The sequence below is a fragment of the Xanthomonas sp. LMG 12460 genome (assembly GCF_009192895.1).
Classification (GTDB): domain Bacteria; phylum Pseudomonadota; class Gammaproteobacteria; order Xanthomonadales; family Xanthomonadaceae; genus Xanthomonas_A; species Xanthomonas_A sontii.
On record NZ_NKUH01000039.1, the window covers coordinates 38,637 to 53,546 of the forward strand.

13 protein-coding genes are annotated in these 14,910 nt (G+C 66.6%); 8 read left to right on the top strand and 5 right to left on the bottom strand.

Annotation, left to right across the window (positions count from 1 at the left end; all coding sequences use genetic code 11):
- Positions 1-176 precede the first annotated feature (176 nt).
- The 3 genes from CEK66_RS09275 to CEK66_RS09285 form a co-directional block, all read right to left on the bottom strand.
- On the bottom strand, positions 177-1,574 hold the full coding sequence (locus tag CEK66_RS09275) for an FAD/NAD(P)-binding protein (RefSeq protein ID WP_152236722.1): 1,398 nt from the start codon (positions 1,572-1,574) through the stop codon (positions 177-179).
- A 426-nt stretch (positions 1,575-2,000) separates the two neighbouring features.
- Positions 2,001-3,956 (bottom strand): beta-N-acetylglucosaminidase domain-containing protein, encoded by a 1,956-nt coding sequence (locus tag CEK66_RS09280; protein WP_152236723.1) that lies wholly within the window; start codon positions 3,954-3,956, stop codon positions 2,001-2,003.
- A gap of 109 nt (positions 3,957-4,065) precedes the next feature.
- Positions 4,066-7,047 carry a KAP family NTPase gene (locus CEK66_RS09285; protein ID WP_152236724.1) on the bottom strand — a complete coding sequence of 994 codons (2,982 nt, stop codon included), beginning with the start codon at positions 7,045-7,047 and terminating at the stop codon, positions 4,066-4,068.
- Between the two features lie 216 nt (positions 7,048-7,263).
- Here CEK66_RS09285 and aroQ point away from each other — a divergent pair, with 216 nt between their 5' ends.
- The 4 genes from aroQ to accC all read left to right on the top strand — a co-directional run bounded on the left by aroQ (position 7,264) and on the right by accC (position 10,103).
- Complete coding sequence (gene aroQ / locus CEK66_RS09290; RefSeq protein ID WP_010343847.1) at positions 7,264-7,710, top strand: type II 3-dehydroquinate dehydratase; 447 nt, start codon at positions 7,264-7,266, stop codon at positions 7,708-7,710.
- A 93-nt stretch (positions 7,711-7,803) separates the two neighbouring features.
- On the top strand, positions 7,804-8,286 hold the full coding sequence (accB, locus tag CEK66_RS09295; protein ID WP_148827977.1) for an acetyl-CoA carboxylase biotin carboxyl carrier protein: 483 nt from the start codon (positions 7,804-7,806) through the stop codon (positions 8,284-8,286).
- Positions 8,287-8,303: 17 nt separating this feature from the next.
- Positions 8,304-8,681, top strand: coding sequence for a four helix bundle protein (locus tag CEK66_RS09300; RefSeq protein WP_026143397.1), 378 nt, complete (start codon positions 8,304-8,306; stop codon positions 8,679-8,681).
- 54 nt (positions 8,682-8,735) lie between these two features.
- Positions 8,736-10,103 (top strand): acetyl-CoA carboxylase biotin carboxylase subunit, encoded by a 1,368-nt coding sequence (gene accC, locus CEK66_RS09305; RefSeq protein ID WP_017911501.1) that lies wholly within the window; start codon positions 8,736-8,738, stop codon positions 10,101-10,103.
- A gap of 256 nt (positions 10,104-10,359) precedes the next feature.
- Here accC and CEK66_RS09310 read toward each other — a convergent pair whose 3' ends face one another.
- Positions 10,360-10,716 carry a hypothetical protein gene (locus CEK66_RS09310; RefSeq protein ID WP_152236725.1) on the bottom strand — a complete coding sequence of 119 codons (357 nt, stop codon included), beginning with the start codon at positions 10,714-10,716 and terminating at the stop codon, positions 10,360-10,362.
- Complete coding sequence (locus CEK66_RS09315) at positions 10,713-11,639, bottom strand: hypothetical protein (RefSeq protein WP_152236726.1); 927 nt, start codon at positions 11,637-11,639, stop codon at positions 10,713-10,715. Before CEK66_RS09315 ends, CEK66_RS09310 begins: the two co-directional genes overlap by 4 nt.
- A gap of 417 nt (positions 11,640-12,056) precedes the next feature.
- On the opposite strand from CEK66_RS09315, the gene prmA reads away from it, so the two are divergent.
- The 4 genes from prmA (at position 12,057) to fis (ending at position 14,886) form a co-directional block, all read left to right on the top strand.
- Positions 12,057-12,977, top strand: a complete 921-nt coding sequence (gene prmA, locus CEK66_RS09320; RefSeq protein ID WP_152236727.1) for a 50S ribosomal protein L11 methyltransferase — start codon at positions 12,057-12,059, stop codon at positions 12,975-12,977.
- Positions 12,978-13,063: 86 nt separating this feature from the next.
- Complete coding sequence (locus CEK66_RS09325) at positions 13,064-13,510, top strand: helix-turn-helix domain-containing protein (protein ID WP_152236728.1); 447 nt, start codon at positions 13,064-13,066, stop codon at positions 13,508-13,510.
- A gap of 462 nt (positions 13,511-13,972) precedes the next feature.
- Positions 13,973-14,497 (top strand): DUF3426 domain-containing protein, encoded by a 525-nt coding sequence (locus CEK66_RS09330; RefSeq protein WP_226978552.1) that lies wholly within the window; start codon positions 13,973-13,975, stop codon positions 14,495-14,497.
- Between the two features lie 116 nt (positions 14,498-14,613).
- A complete protein-coding gene (gene fis / locus CEK66_RS09335; RefSeq protein WP_010343856.1) occupies positions 14,614-14,886 on the top strand; it encodes a DNA-binding transcriptional regulator Fis in 273 nt (90 codons plus the stop codon).
- Positions 14,887-14,910: the final 24 nt, after the last annotated feature.

Below are 14,910 nucleotides of genomic sequence, written 5' to 3' on the forward strand. Positions count from 1 at the left end.
ATTGCCGATGGCGCTGTCGCGACTCACCTCGCGCCTCCCAAGCGGCTTGCGGCGAGCCTGCCGGGTGCACTGTGGGAGGGACGTCAGTCCCGACGCATTGCATTATCGGGAAAGCGCGCTGCAGCGTCGTGAGAGTTGCCTCCCACGCCACGTCCACGCCGCACCGGATCAGTCCGCTAAAACGCCTGCCGCTGCCGCGCTTCGCCAACACTGCCATTCCCGGTCCGCACCTGCGCCAGCGTCGCCAGCTCCTCGGCCAGGCGCTGCGCGGCGGTGCGCAGTTCCGGCACCGCGGTGATCTCCCACAGCACGCCACGCAGCAGCGGCCCGATGCAGTACAGCCCGGCGACCGGATGGCCGCTGCCGTCGCGCACCCGCAGGCGCTCGTCCACCTGCAGCCCCAGGCCCAGCGGATCGGCCTGCAGCAGGCCGGCGTCGCGCATCGTGGCGACCAGCGGATGGCTGGTGCGGGCGACGTCGGTGTCCAGCCCGGTGGCGCGGATCAGCACGTCGAAGTCCTCGGTGCGCGCGTTGCTGCTGGCGCGATCGCGGATCACCGCTTCCACCGCGGTTTCGCCCAGCCGCGCGCGCAGCAGGCGCCCGGCGCGAATGCGCAGCTGGCCCTGCGCCTGCAGTTGCGCCAGCGCGGCCGCCGCGGCCGGCGCCAGCCGATGCCGCGCCGCTTCCCAGTACGGCCGCAGGTGGCGCAGGAAGCGGGCGCGCGCCGCCGGCGCCAAGCCTTGCCAGAACGGCTGCAGGTGCGGACGCAGCGCATCCACCACGCAGCGCCAGTCCTCCACCACCGTGGTCAGTTGGCGCAGGCTGCGCACCAGGCCGCGCAGGTCGTGGCTGCGCAGCGCCTGCACGACGCTGGGCGGCAGGCTCACCGGCGCGCCCGGCACCGCCAGGTGCGCCTGTGGCGCCAGGCCGCGCCGCGACAGCGCGGTGATCGGGCCGCGGTGTCCGCGTCGGCGCAGGGTCAGGGCCACATCGGCCATGGTCAGGCCGGTGCCGACCAGCAACAGCCGCGCCTGCGGCGGCACCTCGTCCAGCACGCCGTCCTGCCACGGCCAACCGATGTAGCGGCGATGCACCGCCAGGCGCGGGCCGATGCCCGGCAGCGCCGCCGGCGGCAGCGCGCCGATCGCCAGCACCACCACGTCGGCGACCACGGCCTCGCCATTGGCCAGGAACAGGCGGAAGCCGTCCGGATCGCGCTCCACCGCCACCGCCTCCTCGCTCACTCGCGCCACCTCGACCGGCGACGCTGCCAGCGCGTCGTCCAGGTGCTGCTGCAGGTAGCGGCCGTACAGCAGCCGCGGCAGGAACTGCAGGCGTTGCGCGGCATCCAGCTGCAGGGCGTCGGCGAAGCCGCCCGGCTCCTGCGGATCCACGCCCAGGTCCTTGGCGCGCACGTTCAACACGTGTTCCGGCCGCGCCGCACCGTAGGCGATGCCGCGGCCGTAGGTGTCGGCCACGCCGACCAGGGTGATGTGGCGGGCGGCGCCCTGCCTGGCCAGCGTCGCGGCCAGCACGTTGCCGCAGAATCCTGCGCCGATGATCGCAATTCGCATGGCTCGCACCTTGGCCGGTCGGGCGTTCTTTGTGCCCGGGATGCCCGCCGGAGGTGTAAACCGTCGGTTAATGCGTGCGTCGCTCGCCATGGCAATGCGGCATCAGCACATGGGCGATGTCCATGAGTCAGGCTGCACGGCGATCGGCAAGGCCGAGCCGAAGGCCGCTGACGCCGCGGCAGACACAGAAGCGCTGGGCCGGCACGTACCGACGGCGCGACCCTCGCGGCTCGCGGCTGCGGCCTCCTCGCGCGGCGTCGCCACGGGGCCGATCAAGCTCCGCGCATTCTCGCCGGCAACGACGCCGTCCGCCGCCTCGTGTCGGACACTGCGCGGGCCGCATCGGCAGTGCCGCGCCGGACCCGGCGTGTGCCACGCAACAGGTGAGCCGTCGGCAAGGAGCGCCGTGGTGCGCCGATCCGGGCGCTAACGCCCTGTCGGACGCTGCACCAGGCTGGGCGCATCGGCGACGAAGGTGTCGAGCACGCCGTCGGCGACCTTGACCGGGCCGCCGAAACGGGTCGCGCCGGGGATGGACGGGATCGCCGCGGCCTGCGCGGCGAGTTGCCCGGCGGTGGCGAAGGCCTGCTCGGCCGCCGGATCGCCGGCCAGCGCCTGGTTCAGCCCGTCCACGCTCAGGCGCAGCGCGCGGCCCCATAGCGCGGTCGCGTCCAGCCATGGCGCTGCCTCGGCCACGAACGCGCCGGTGGTGGTGCCGGCACGGATGCGCTGCGGTGCCGCCACCAGGTCGTCGGCGGCGCGGCCCAGCGCGGCCAGCGCCGCGCTGCGGGCAGCCGGATCGCCGTCGGCCAGCGCGTCGCGTGTCGCATCGATCAACGCCTTGAGCCGCGGCGCCTGCGGCTGCCAGGGCAGATGGCCGAAGGTCGGTGCCAGGTGCTGAGTGTCGAAGAAGGTCAGCAGCGCGTCGGCGACCTGCGCATCGCCGCCGGCCAGGTCGCGCGCGGCCGCGCGCCAGGTGCGCGGCGCGTCGTAGCCGCGGTCGTTCCAGGCGAAGGCGAGCAGCCCGGCCACCGCCGGCCGGCTGGCCACTTCCTGGTTCATCGGGTTGGACACGATGCCGCTCAGCTCCGTCGACAGCCCCGCCTGGCGACGGTCGTACGGCGCCAGCAGCAGGCGCCCGGCGGTCTCGGCGAAGTCGTTGACCGGGTAGTTGTCCCACAGCAGGGTCTTGCGCCCGAACGCCTTGGTCGCGTTCTTCGCATCGCTGACCGAGATCGACGCCGGGACCACGTCGGTGCCGGTCCACTGCACCACCACGCGCGGATCCAGCGCCTTGCGCAGCGTCGCCTTGTACGGCGACTCGGTGACGTTGAAGTACTCGGTCGGCACCATGATCAGCGCGCCGTGGCCGGCCGCGGCGATGTCCGCCTGCACCGCGTTGAGCAACCGCGCCTGCGCGGTGGCCGCGGCCTGCTCGCCGGCCGGGCCGAATGCGGTGGCGTCGCCGGGGCAGTTCCACTTGGTGTATTCGATGTCGTCGAAGGCGATGTAGAAGCTGCGCACGCCGCGCGCGCGCAGCGCGGCGAACTTGCGCCGGATCGCCTGCAGGTCGGCCGCATCGCTGTAGCAGACCGACGGCCCCGGCGAGAGCGCGTAGACGAAGTTGATGTGCTCGCGATTGGCGACCGCGGCCAGCTTGCCCAGCGCCGCCAGCGTGGCGGCCGGGTACGGCACGCGCCAGCGGTCGCGCGCGAAGGCGTCGTCCTTGGGGCTGTAGATGTAGGTGTTGGCCTTGAACCGCGCCAGGAACGCCAGGTGCGCGGCGCGCTCGGCCATGCTCCAGGGCTTGCCGTAAAAACCCTCGATCGTGCCGCGCACCGGCATCGCCGGCGCGTCGGTCACCGCCACCGAGGCGATGCGTCCGGGCGCGACCAGTTGCCGGAAGGTCTGCGCCGCGTGGTAGAGGCCGGCGCCGTCGCGGCCGGCCAGCACGATCCGCGTGCCACCGCCGCTGGCCACGCTGCCCAGCGCATAGCCTTCCGCGCGTTCCGGCACGTCCAGGTCGACGGCGGCCAGCGCATCGCGCACCGGCGCCGCGTCGACGGTGCCGAGCACCACCGACACCGCCTGCGGGTCGTGCGGCAGCGTGCTGGCGCGGCGGATGCGGGAAACGCCGGCCTCGCGCAACACCGCGCGCACCAGCGTGTCGGTGGCCGGGTCGGCCTTGCCGGCCTGCACCAGCACCACCGACGGCCCCAGCGGCAGCTCCGGCCCGAGCAGGCGCAGCGCGGTCGGCGTCGGGTACACCGCCGGCAGGGTGGCCGGCGCCGCCGCCAGCGCGGGCGCGGTCGCCCCGGCCAGCAGCGCGAACGCCAGGATGTGGCGGCCAAGGCCGCAACGGCCAATACGCTCGGTTCGCATGCGCCCACTCCCGGATTGGTATCTTAGTGATTAGGGAGTGGTATATACCATTGTTAGCCAAGATACCGCACGTCGGTGGCGCAAAGCCTAGCCGCGGAGCAAGCGCGGCTCATACAGTTCCTCTAGATTCTCCATCTTCTGCAACCGCTTCGCACACCAAATCATCGAGTGCGGCAAAGACACTAGGCAAATCGTCCTTGTATGAGGCTATATAATTACTCGTCATTACTAGACGCCCTTGTACTTGCAAGGCTTTTCGGCGAATAAGATCGCGGTTTGTAATCCAATAGAGCCCCATCTCCTTTGCATCAAAACCACCAAGAATGCCGTTCTTGGTCGCAGAGTAGCCATCCTCATTATCTCCAGAAAGGAAGGAATTTGTCAGGTGCGAAAGGCAGTGATCGAGAAAATAAAAAACATTATCCTCTTCGACAGCAGGACTAAAGCAAAAACCAAAAACGTAGTCGTTCATAAGCCTCGCTATGCCACTGCGATCGACCTCCCCTGATTCATCATAAAACCCACAACCAACACCCGAACCATTTGGAGGAAGTGAGTTGCTCAACTGATAAATCACAAATGACTTGATAACATAACGTGCCGATGAAGATTTCTGTGAAAGAAGAGTAACACCTGGCACTGATTCACTTCGACCTAGAATCTGCTCTCGAATATAATTCGACGCATCACCGAGAAGCGCCTCATCCACCAAATCGTCGACTTCAGAGTAGAAGTTCCGTCGCGATGCAATGTAGGCACTTTTAAATAGCGCAAACACCTCTTGCGATAATCGCCTCATTCCCACCACTGTGTTGTTCGCGATATAACCAGTTGTTGACGCCTTTGGATTCTGATGAATTAAGAGCGCAGAATGCAGATTATGGAGTTGCCCTTGGCGATCTGCAGAGCACTGGAGCCTAAATAGCATTAGGTCGTTCCAGCCAAGAACGCCACGGTCACCGTTGACGATGCGTTGAAGTAGACCCTTTCCCTGATGAAGGTTCTCACCAAAGATCCGCCACGCAATTTCCACGATGTTTTCTGCAGAGTTGGGGCGCCGCCGACCAAGCGTCCTTCCCCAACCAGCACGATCCAGGAGTCGAAGCAGGGAATAAACCGACCTCGGTCGTAGCCCACGATCTTCATTCTCTATCGAAGAATATCTAGGAAGATAACTAACCAAGGTTGTGATAGCATCTTCTGCAACAGGACTGGTTAAGTCGTGAGACTGATTTACAAGCACCCTCCAGAACTGATCATGCGCACGGTCTCCGGATCCAAGATTGAATTCTGGCGACTCTAAAATTGAAACAATATCAGCACCTCTCCGAACCTTTCCCACAGCCTCCTGGTACAGAACAAAGGTCTCGCGTGGCTCAGGCCTAGAAAATCGTACAATTAGCTTGAGATACTTCTCCAGATTCCGAAATGAATCATGATTGAAACATGCCCTTGACGCCAAAAAGTTTTCATCAATGCTGCCAATATCGCCAATCCGCAAGGATTCAACATCAAAAAGCTGCCGAAGTAAGAAGATAGACGTTCCGGAGTCACGACTTACCAGGCTTGAGAATTCGACAGTGTTTTTATATTTTCGCTCGTCGTACTCACGGCGCACTGAGAAGGCCCCCTTACGCCCCTCCGTCTCTTCGGCATAAATCCGCCTGAATAACCCCGGATAGTTCAAGTGCAGAAGCATGAGATTGATTAGGTCGCGTTTATCAAAGTCCGTCCGACCTAAGTCACTCTTCTCAATCTGCATAAGCAGCATTGCGTTGATAAACCGCTTTACTTTACGCAGGTCACCAACGAGAGGCATGTAAGCCGCTGCCAAATCGCTATCGAGAATATTGGCCAGCTCATTCAGTACAGAACCGAGCTTCAGCATGGTATCGGAGGGAACTGAAACAAGCCAATTTTCTTCGCGCTGCCAATCCCGGCGTAGGAAGTCTCGGATTCTAGAGCTATCGACAAACAGGCTTAACTTGACGGTTACGAATTTCTCAAGAAACTCCCTCGCCCTAGAGTCTTCCTCTTTGCTTCCAGCAAGTATCTCGGTGTCATAACAAAGGACATAGGTCGCCTGGGAAAGCTTAAATGTTCGCCGAGTGGCAAACAAGATGCTGTTTATGGTCTTCGAGTCCAAGCGATCCAAGTCATCTATGACGATGATCACACGATGGTCTATTCGCTTGAGTACTTCATCGATGTCCTCGAGTAGTTCCTCGACAGTCTCTTGACCCGGCTCCAGCGAAAGCTTAAATCCAAGAAACGAAAAGTCGGCTTTGCCTTTGATTAAGCGGGAATACCGAGATGCAGCTGGCCGAAATTCAGGCGCAAAGACCTGTCGTTGAATCGAGCTGGAAAGATCACGGATCATGCGATCCGCCAAGTCGGACTCCGACAAATATCGCAGAGGCTCGAATCGGCACACTATTACTCTGTTCTCGGCTGAAGCCCAATAGCGTTCAGCCATATTGATAAAACTTGTCTTTCCTACGCCCCAAGGACCATCAACGCCAAAAACAAGACCCTTATGCGCACCGCTTTCAAGAACAGTTTCGGCGAACGCCTTGGCTTGTGCCTCACTGGCGAGCAAATCATCTTGTTCATTTCCGATTTCCTCGTCCACAAGGAAGTAGAGTTGTTCAGCATTTTTCTTTGATCTCGGAAAGCGCTGCCTAACCAAGGGTGAAGTCAATAAAAATAAAAGGAGAAATAAGATCAACAGCGCCCATTGCGGATCCGCAGTTTTGAATACTAGGTGAACCTTAGCGAGCCAAGGGGAGATTAATCCGTTGGCCCAGATGCCAACCGCAGTCGCTGCAAGGAGATCGACACGTAGGCTGCGGACCATTCGACTTACCGTAGCGAGTGCGCCTCGTTGTACAACGTAAGTCAAACATAAAGCCGCGCCTACAAATGCCCCTCCGGCCCATACCCCAATAGACACATTGGGCCAGGCTAGTGCGCAGCTTGTGCCGAGGTAAAACGCAATTCGCCCTACCTCGGCGAGCACGAATCCTATGAAAACAAAACGCAGGAATATCAACAACTCAGCCATCTTCAGTACGGGCTTAGCGGCTGTCATTGAGTCCCCCCATCCTTTGGCGCGCTTGCCATCGATTGTTCATCATAGGTTGGCGACAAACTGCGGACAAAGGTTCCTCGCGATCTAGGCGACAGAGACCGCGACGCAAGTCCGCGGAAAAATCAAACAAACGCTTAAAACACCTGCAACTTCGCCGAACTGGACAGCAATGCCGGCTTCGCGCAGACTGCCGCCCTTTCCGCTGCTTTGTTCCCGATGGCGCGACTGCTGCTGCTGCATGGCCCCAACCTCAACCTGCTCGGCACCCGCGAGCCGGGCGTGTACGGCCATGCCACCCTGGCGCAGATCGATGCCGCGCTGCAGGCCCAGGCCAGCGCCGCCGGCCACGCGCTGGAGAGCCTGCAGTCCAACGCCGAGCACGTGCTGGTGGAGCGGGTGCAGGCCGCGCGCGGCGACGGCACCGCCTTCATCCTGATCAACCCGGCGGCCTTCACCCATACCTCGGTGGCGCTGCGCGACGCGCTGGCGGCGGTGGCGATCCCGTTCATCGAGATCCACCTGTCCAACCCGCACAGCCGCGAGCCGTTCCGCCACCACAGCTATTTCAGCGACCACGCGGTCGGCGTGGTCTGCGGCTTCGGCGCCGACAGCTACCGCTACGCGATGGACGCGGCGCTGACCCGGCTGGGAGCGGCCGCATGAGCCGCGCCCACGCCCGATCGGCACCGCATACCCCCGTCTGAGTCCCCGGGCCGCGCGCCCGGTCTTTTTCAAAAGTCACCTCACGAGGCCGTTATGGATCTCCGCAAAATCAAGAAACTGATCGACCTGCTGGAAGAATCGAATCTCGCCGAGATCGAGATCAAGGAAGGCGAGGAAAGCGTGCGCCTGGCGCGCACCCCAAAGGGCATGACCGCCAGCGCACCGCAGTACGTGGCCGCCGCCCCCGCGGCCGCGCCGGCCGCCGCCGCGCCGATGCCGATGAGCTCGCCCACCGAAGCTTCCACCGGCGGCAGCGCCAAGCCCGGCAACGCCCTGCCCGAGGGCCACGTGCTGCGCGCGCCGATGGTCGGCACCTTCTACACCTCGCCGGCCCCGGACAAGCCGGCCTTCGTCAGCGTCGGTCAGGCGGTCAAGGCCGGCGAGACCCTGGCGATCATCGAGGCGATGAAGATGTTCAACCCGATCGAAGCCGACGTCTCCGGCACCATCGTCGCGATCCTGGGCGAAAGCGGCCAGCCGGTGGAGTTCGATCAGCCGTTGTTTGTGATTGGCTGAGACGCCGGAAATCGGGAGTGGAGAATGGGGAATCGTCAAAGCGGCCGCACGAGCGGCTCGACGTCTGGCGCGACTCCATGGATCTGGTGGAAATGATCTACCGCCTCTCCGAGACGTTTCCGGCGACGGAACGTTTCGGGCTGACGGCGCAGCTGCGCCGCGCAGCGGTCAGCATTCCCGCCAACATCGCCGAAGGCGCGGCACGCCGCTCCACTCCCGAATACCTGCGTTTTCTGTCGATCGCACGTGGCTCGCTGTCCGAGGCCAGCACGCACCTGCAGATCGCGCGCCGGCTCGACTACACCTCCGACATCGCGGCACTCGACGGATTGATCGATACGATCTTCGCCAAACTGACCGCATTGATGAATGTTCTGAGCAAGCGCGGAGATTGACGATGCACGCCGTCCTCCATTCCCGATTCTCCATTCCCAATTCCCGGCCTTCCCATGCTCGATAAAGTCGTCATCGCCAATCGCGGCGAAATCGCGCTGCGCATCCTGCGCGCGTGCCATACGCTAGGCATCCGCACGGTCGCGGTGCATTCCACCGTGGACCGCAACCTCAAGCACGTGGCCATGGCCGACGAGTCGGTGTGCATCGGCCCGGCGCCCTCCTCGGAGAGCTACCTCAACATCCCGGCGCTGATCGCCGCCGCCGAGGTCACCGACGCCCAGGCCATCCACCCCGGCTACGGCTTCCTGTCGGAGAACGCCGACTTCGCCGAGCGCGTGGAGCAGTCCGGCTTCATCTTCATCGGGCCCAAGGCCGACACCATCCGCCTGATGGGCGACAAGGTCGAGGCGATCCGCGCGATGAAGGCCGCCGGCGTGCCGTGCGTGCCCGGCTCGGGCGGCCCGCTGGGCGAGGACATCGTCGCCAACACCAAGATCGCCCGCGAGATCGGCTACCCGGTGATCATCAAGGCCGCCGGCGGCGGCGGCGGCCGCGGCATGCGCGTGGTGCATTCGGAGGCCGCGCTGAAGGCCGCCATCGAGACCACCAAGTCCGAGGCCAAGGCCGCCTTCAGCAACGACCAGGTGTACATGGAGAAGTTCCTGGAGAACCCGCGCCACGTGGAGATCCAGGTGCTGGCCGACGGCCAGGGCGGCGCCATCCACCTGGGCGAGCGCGACTGCTCGATGCAGCGCCGCCACCAGAAGGTGGTGGAGGAAGCGCCGGCGCCGGGCATCACCGAGGAACTGCGCAACGAGATCGGCAAGGTCTGCGTGGACGCCTGCATCCGCATCGGCTACCGCGGCGCCGGCACCTTCGAGTTCCTGTTCGAGAACGGGCGCTTCTACTTCATCGAAATGAACACGCGCATCCAGGTGGAGCACCCGGTCACCGAGCGCATCACCGGCATCGACCTGGTGTGCGAGCAGCTGCGCATCGCCGCCGGGCACAAGCTCAGCATCAAGCAGAAGGACATCGTCCTGCGCGGCCATGCGATCGAGTGCCGCATCAACGCCGAGGACCCGGAAACCTTCATGCCCAACCCGGGCCTGATCACCGGCTTCCACCCGCCCGGCGGCCCCGGCGTGCGCGTGGACACGCACATCTACAGCGGCTACAAGGTGCCGCCGAACTACGACTCGATGATCGGCAAGCTGATCGTGCATGGCCCCGACCGCGAGACCGCGATCGCGCGCATGCGCGTGGCGCTGAGCGAGATGGTGGTGGACGGCATCAAGACCAACATCCCGCTGCAGCAGCGCATCATGCGCGACAAGGGCTTCCAGGCCGGCGGCCAGAACATCCACTACCTGGAAAAGCGTCTGGCCGAGCGCAAGAACAAGTCGATTGCGTTGGTTTGACAGCCGGGAATGGAGAAACGGGAATCGGGAATCGGCAGTGCCGGCTCCCGATTTTCGACGGAGAAGGCCGCGATCTCGCTGGCGCGTTCGCCTAAGCACGACAGGATCGAGGCGGAACGAATAGGCCGGAGCGAATGGCTTCGATGCAGCGCGTCGGCGCCCGTCGCCGACATCGTTGCGACAACCACCGCGCAGTGCAATTAGGGGGCCGGGAACCCGCTCTTGCGGTTCCCCATTCCCGGTTCCCCACTCCCGGCTACTTCCCCTGCTGGGTCCCCGCCACCGGCTCCGCGCCCAGGCTCGAGGTCGGGCTGACGATCATCACCGTTTCGGTGGAGCCGTCCGGCCAGACGATCTGGAAGGTGCTGCCCGGGGCCAGGGTGGAGAAGGGCATGCCGCTGTTGGCGCGGTAGATCGCCGCCACCTGCGCGGCGCCGGCGCGGCGCACGTCCGGCGCGGCGTGCGCGGTGGTCAGTTCGACCTTGGACAGGCCGCGGTAGCGCTGCTCGGCGGTGTCGATCAGCAACAGGCCCGCCGCCGCCGCCGAATAGGCGACGAAGGCCAGGACCCAGAACCAGAATTTGGCGCCGTGCAGCCATCGCCGGTAATTCATGAGCCTGCTCCCTTGCTGTCCACCAGTCGATTGACCATGTCGTTCATCGTGTCCGTGCCTTGCCGCGGCACCGCGGCGTCGTAAACAAAACTGCTGAAGTCCTGCGTGGGGTCGCGCGAGCAGATCCCGCCGTTGGCGCAATAGCGGGTCATCAGCTCGCTGTCCGGGCCGCAATCCAATCCCAGCCTGCAGGCGGCCAACTGCCAGGCCAATTCGGAAAACTGAGTGCCGGCCACGCGCCCGTCCAGGCTGTCGTCGCCGCTGGCGGCCAGGCCCATCGCCGGCGACAGCGCCACGTAGGCATCGGGATCGCCGGAGGCGCGCACCCGCGCGACCAGATCGCGCTTGTACTCGGCGCCGGCATGCAACGGCTGGCCCAGCGCCAGCAGCGCCGCTTCGGCGGCCAGGTTGCCGCCGCGCGCGGCCTGCACGCGCTGGGCGACGATGGCCTGGCGGGTCAGGCCGTCGCCGGGCGCGAAGCCGGCGCAGCGGCGGCCGACGCGGGCGCGCGCCTGCACCATCTGCGCCGAGGTCGGCAGGCGCGCGTCGGCGATGGCGCGGGTATCGGCCCCGTAGCCGACCGGGTCCATCGCATAGCCGGCGCAGTAGTCGTAGATGCGGCTGAGCCGCCAGGACGCCTCGGGGTCGCCGTGCGCGGCGGCGATCGACAGTTGCTGCGCGGCGCGGTAGAGGTCGGCACTGTGTTCGCCCTCCTTCTCCTCACGCAGGCGCGCAGGCGCCGACGCCTGGCGCGACGCCGTGGCCGGCGTGGCGGACGCGGGGTAGGCGTCGGCCGCCACCACGCTCGCCGGCACGGACGCCGCCGGTGCAGCCGGCAGCGACAGCGCGCGATAGGCGACCACGCCCAGCAACAGCGCGGCGGGCGCCAGCAACAGCCAGGTTGGACGGGACACGACGGGCATGCGCGAAAGAGCCGGACCACGGGCAGAAGCGCAGCCGGACCCCCTGTCGCCCGGCCGCTGCGAGCCGGCAGTCTACCCCAGGCCACGGCCGCGGCATGCGCCAAATGCATGCCGCGATCCCGGCGCATGGACGTGCGGACCGGCGGCACGGACGAACGGCACGACGCCACGGGCGGCGCGGTGTAGATCGCAGTGCCGGTGCTGGCCCGGCAGCGTCCGGACGCATTGCTGGGCCCGGCGCGGCCAGCGTGACGCCGCGTACCGCCGGCACGTATCGCATTCCGAACGGCGCCAGCTGGACGTGGTTCGCACCCGGCCGAAATGCGTGCCGTACCCCGCTCCGCCGCAAGACAGTCTCCAGCGCGAAGCCCGCCGCCCGTCTAAGATGCGCGCTTCCCCTGATTGCCCCATCGACCGATGCCGTTCCTCGAACTGACCCTGCGCTGCACCGACGCCACCCAGCCCCGCTACGAGACCGCGCTGGAGGATGTCGGCGCGCTGGCGGTGACCCTGCTCGATGCCGACGCCGACACCAGCAACGAACGCGCGATCCTGGAACCGGGCGTGGGCGAAACCCCGCTGTGGGGCACGCTGGTGCTCACCGCGCTGTTCCCCGAGGAGCAGGATGCGCTGGTGTTGCTGGCTGCGCTGGAGGCCTTCGACCCCGGGCTGGACTGGACCCAGGCCACCTTCCGCAAGGTCGACGACCAGGACTGGGAACGGGCCTGGCTGGACCAGTTCCAGCCGATGCGCTTCGGCGCGCGCACCTTCATCGTGCCGTGGAACCATGAGCTGCCCGAAGACGCCAGCGGCGCCGACGCCGCGGTGGTGCGCCTGGACCCGGGCCTGGCGTTCGGCTCCGGCACCCACCCGACCACCGCGCTGTGCCTGCGCTGGCTGGATGCGCTGGCCACCGACGGCGTCCTGGCGCAGGCGCGCGTGCTCGATTTCGGCTGCGGCTCGGGAATCCTGGCGCTGGCCGCGCTGAAGCTGGGCGCCGCCGCCGCGGTGGGCGTGGACAACGACCCGCAGGCGCTGCTGGCCAGCCACGACAACGCCGAGCGCAACGCGGTGGGCGAGCGCCTGGTCGTGTACCTGCCTGCCGACGAACCGGCGGCCACCTATCCGGTGGTGGTGGCCAACATCCTCGCCTCGGCGCTGGATGCGCTGGCGCCGACCCTGGCCGCGCGCGTGGCGCCGGGCGGGCGCATCGCCCTGTCCGGCATCCTGCATGGCCAGGAACAGGAGCTGCTGCAGCGCTACGCCCCGTGGTTCGCCCAACTGCGCACCGAACAGGACGGCGACTGGATGCGCATCGACGGCGTGCGCCGGGACTGAACCGGGGCACGGCCAGGCCGGGGCGTGGTCCACCTCAAGGCCAGCCGGCCCATTGCGCCAGGGACAGTATCGCTAACATTTCACTGATGGACAGCGCTGCGAACCAAGCGCGGCGGCCGGCGCGGCTATATCTCGCCTCCCCTGCGGAGGTGCGTGTGAACAGCAAGCTGTACGAACGGGTGCGCGAAGCGCGCAAGCTCACCGGCCTCACCCAGGAGGCCCTGGCGCTGGACCTGGGCGTGACCCGCAGCGCCGTGGCGCAGTGGGAAATGGCCGAAGGCACCGCGCCAGCGCTGGAGCACCTGATCGCCCTGGCCCGCCGCAGCGGGCTGCACTTCGAGTACCTGGCCACCGGCCGTGGCGAGCGCGTGTTCGGCGAACCGATGGCGGTGGACGCCGCGGCCATCGGCGAGCTGCCCAACCACTACCAGTTCACCGACCAGCAACTGCGCCTGCTGGAGCGCTTCGACAGCCTGAGCCCGCGTCAGCGCGCCGGCTTGCTCGACCTGCTCGACACCCGCAAGTCGCGCTGAGTACGCCGCGGGCCCCTCGCTCCGTAGAGCGTCCAGCGCTGAGAAAGGCCGCGATCCGCCGGCAGCGCACTGCAGATCCCGCCGGCGCGTGCTTGAATACGGCTCTCGCCGTCGTCGCCCGCGCGCATGCCCGATCGCACTCCGCCCCGCCCCAGCCTCGCCACCTTGCTGCGTCAGCCCGATCCGTCCGCCACACAGGGCGACACCCCGGTCGCGCCGGCGGCGGGCGGTGACACGTCGGCACCCGCGACGCCGCTGACCGACACTGCAGCGCCGCCCGTGGCGTCGAGCGTCTCACCAGCGCCTGCGAACGTGAAGCCGGCCGAGGAAGAGACCGCCGCACGCGACGCAGCACCTGACGCGGGCGACCTGGAAGCGCTGCCGCCAGCGCCCGCGTCGGCGAGGGATCCGGCACCGGCACCGGCCACGGTCGCGACTCCCGCGATAGCCCCCACCTCGCCAGTGTCCGCCGCCGCGCCCAGCTTCCTGCATGGCCCGCGCGAACGCCGCCCGGTGCTGCGTGCCGCGCCCTGGCAGTGGATCGCACTGGCCGGGCTGGGCCTGCTGCTGGCGCTGCAGATCCTGATCGCCGATCGCCAGCGCCTGGGCGCCGACCCGCGCTGGCGGCCGTGGGTGGCCGGGGTCTGCCAGGTCCTGCGCTGCAGCGTGCCGGCCTGGCGCGAGCCGGCCGCCTTCACCATGCTCAGCCGCGAGGTGCGGCCGCTGCCCGGCCATGCCGGCACCCTGCAGGTGCAGGCGACCTTCCGCAACGACGCGCGCTGGGCGCAGGCCTGGCCGCTGCTGCAACTGTCGCTGGCCGACGCCGACGGCCGCACCATCGGCAGCCGCGTGCTGCGCCCGCAGGAGTACCTGGGGCGCGCACGGCCGGACAGCGCCACACTGGCGCCGGGACAGAGCGCACAGATCGCGTTCCAGGTGCGCGAACCGGCCGCCGAGACGGCGGCATTCAGTTTCGATTTCCACTGAGAACGCTGCGTTCGGGCACTACGCCATGGCAGCGGCGCAGGCCACGCGCTAGACTCGTCCCCCCGCGCCGGCCCTCCTGCCGTCCGGTGCCGCTGTCATCCGGGGATCCGTCGAACTTGAACGCCGCCACCACTCGTCCTGACTCCAGTCGCGGCGCGCCGAAGCCGCCGCTGCGCGAACACGTGGCGCAATCGGTCCGCCGCTACCTGCGCGACCTCGACGGCTGCGACGCCGACGACGTGTACGAGATCGTGCTGCGCGAGATGGAGATCCCGTTGTTCGTGGAAGTGCTCAACCATTGCGAAGGCAACCAGAGCCGCGCCGCCGCACTGCTGGGCATCCACCGCGCCACCCTGCGCAAGAAGCTCAAGGAATACGGGCTGGCCTGAGAGAGGCCGGGAATCGGGAATCGG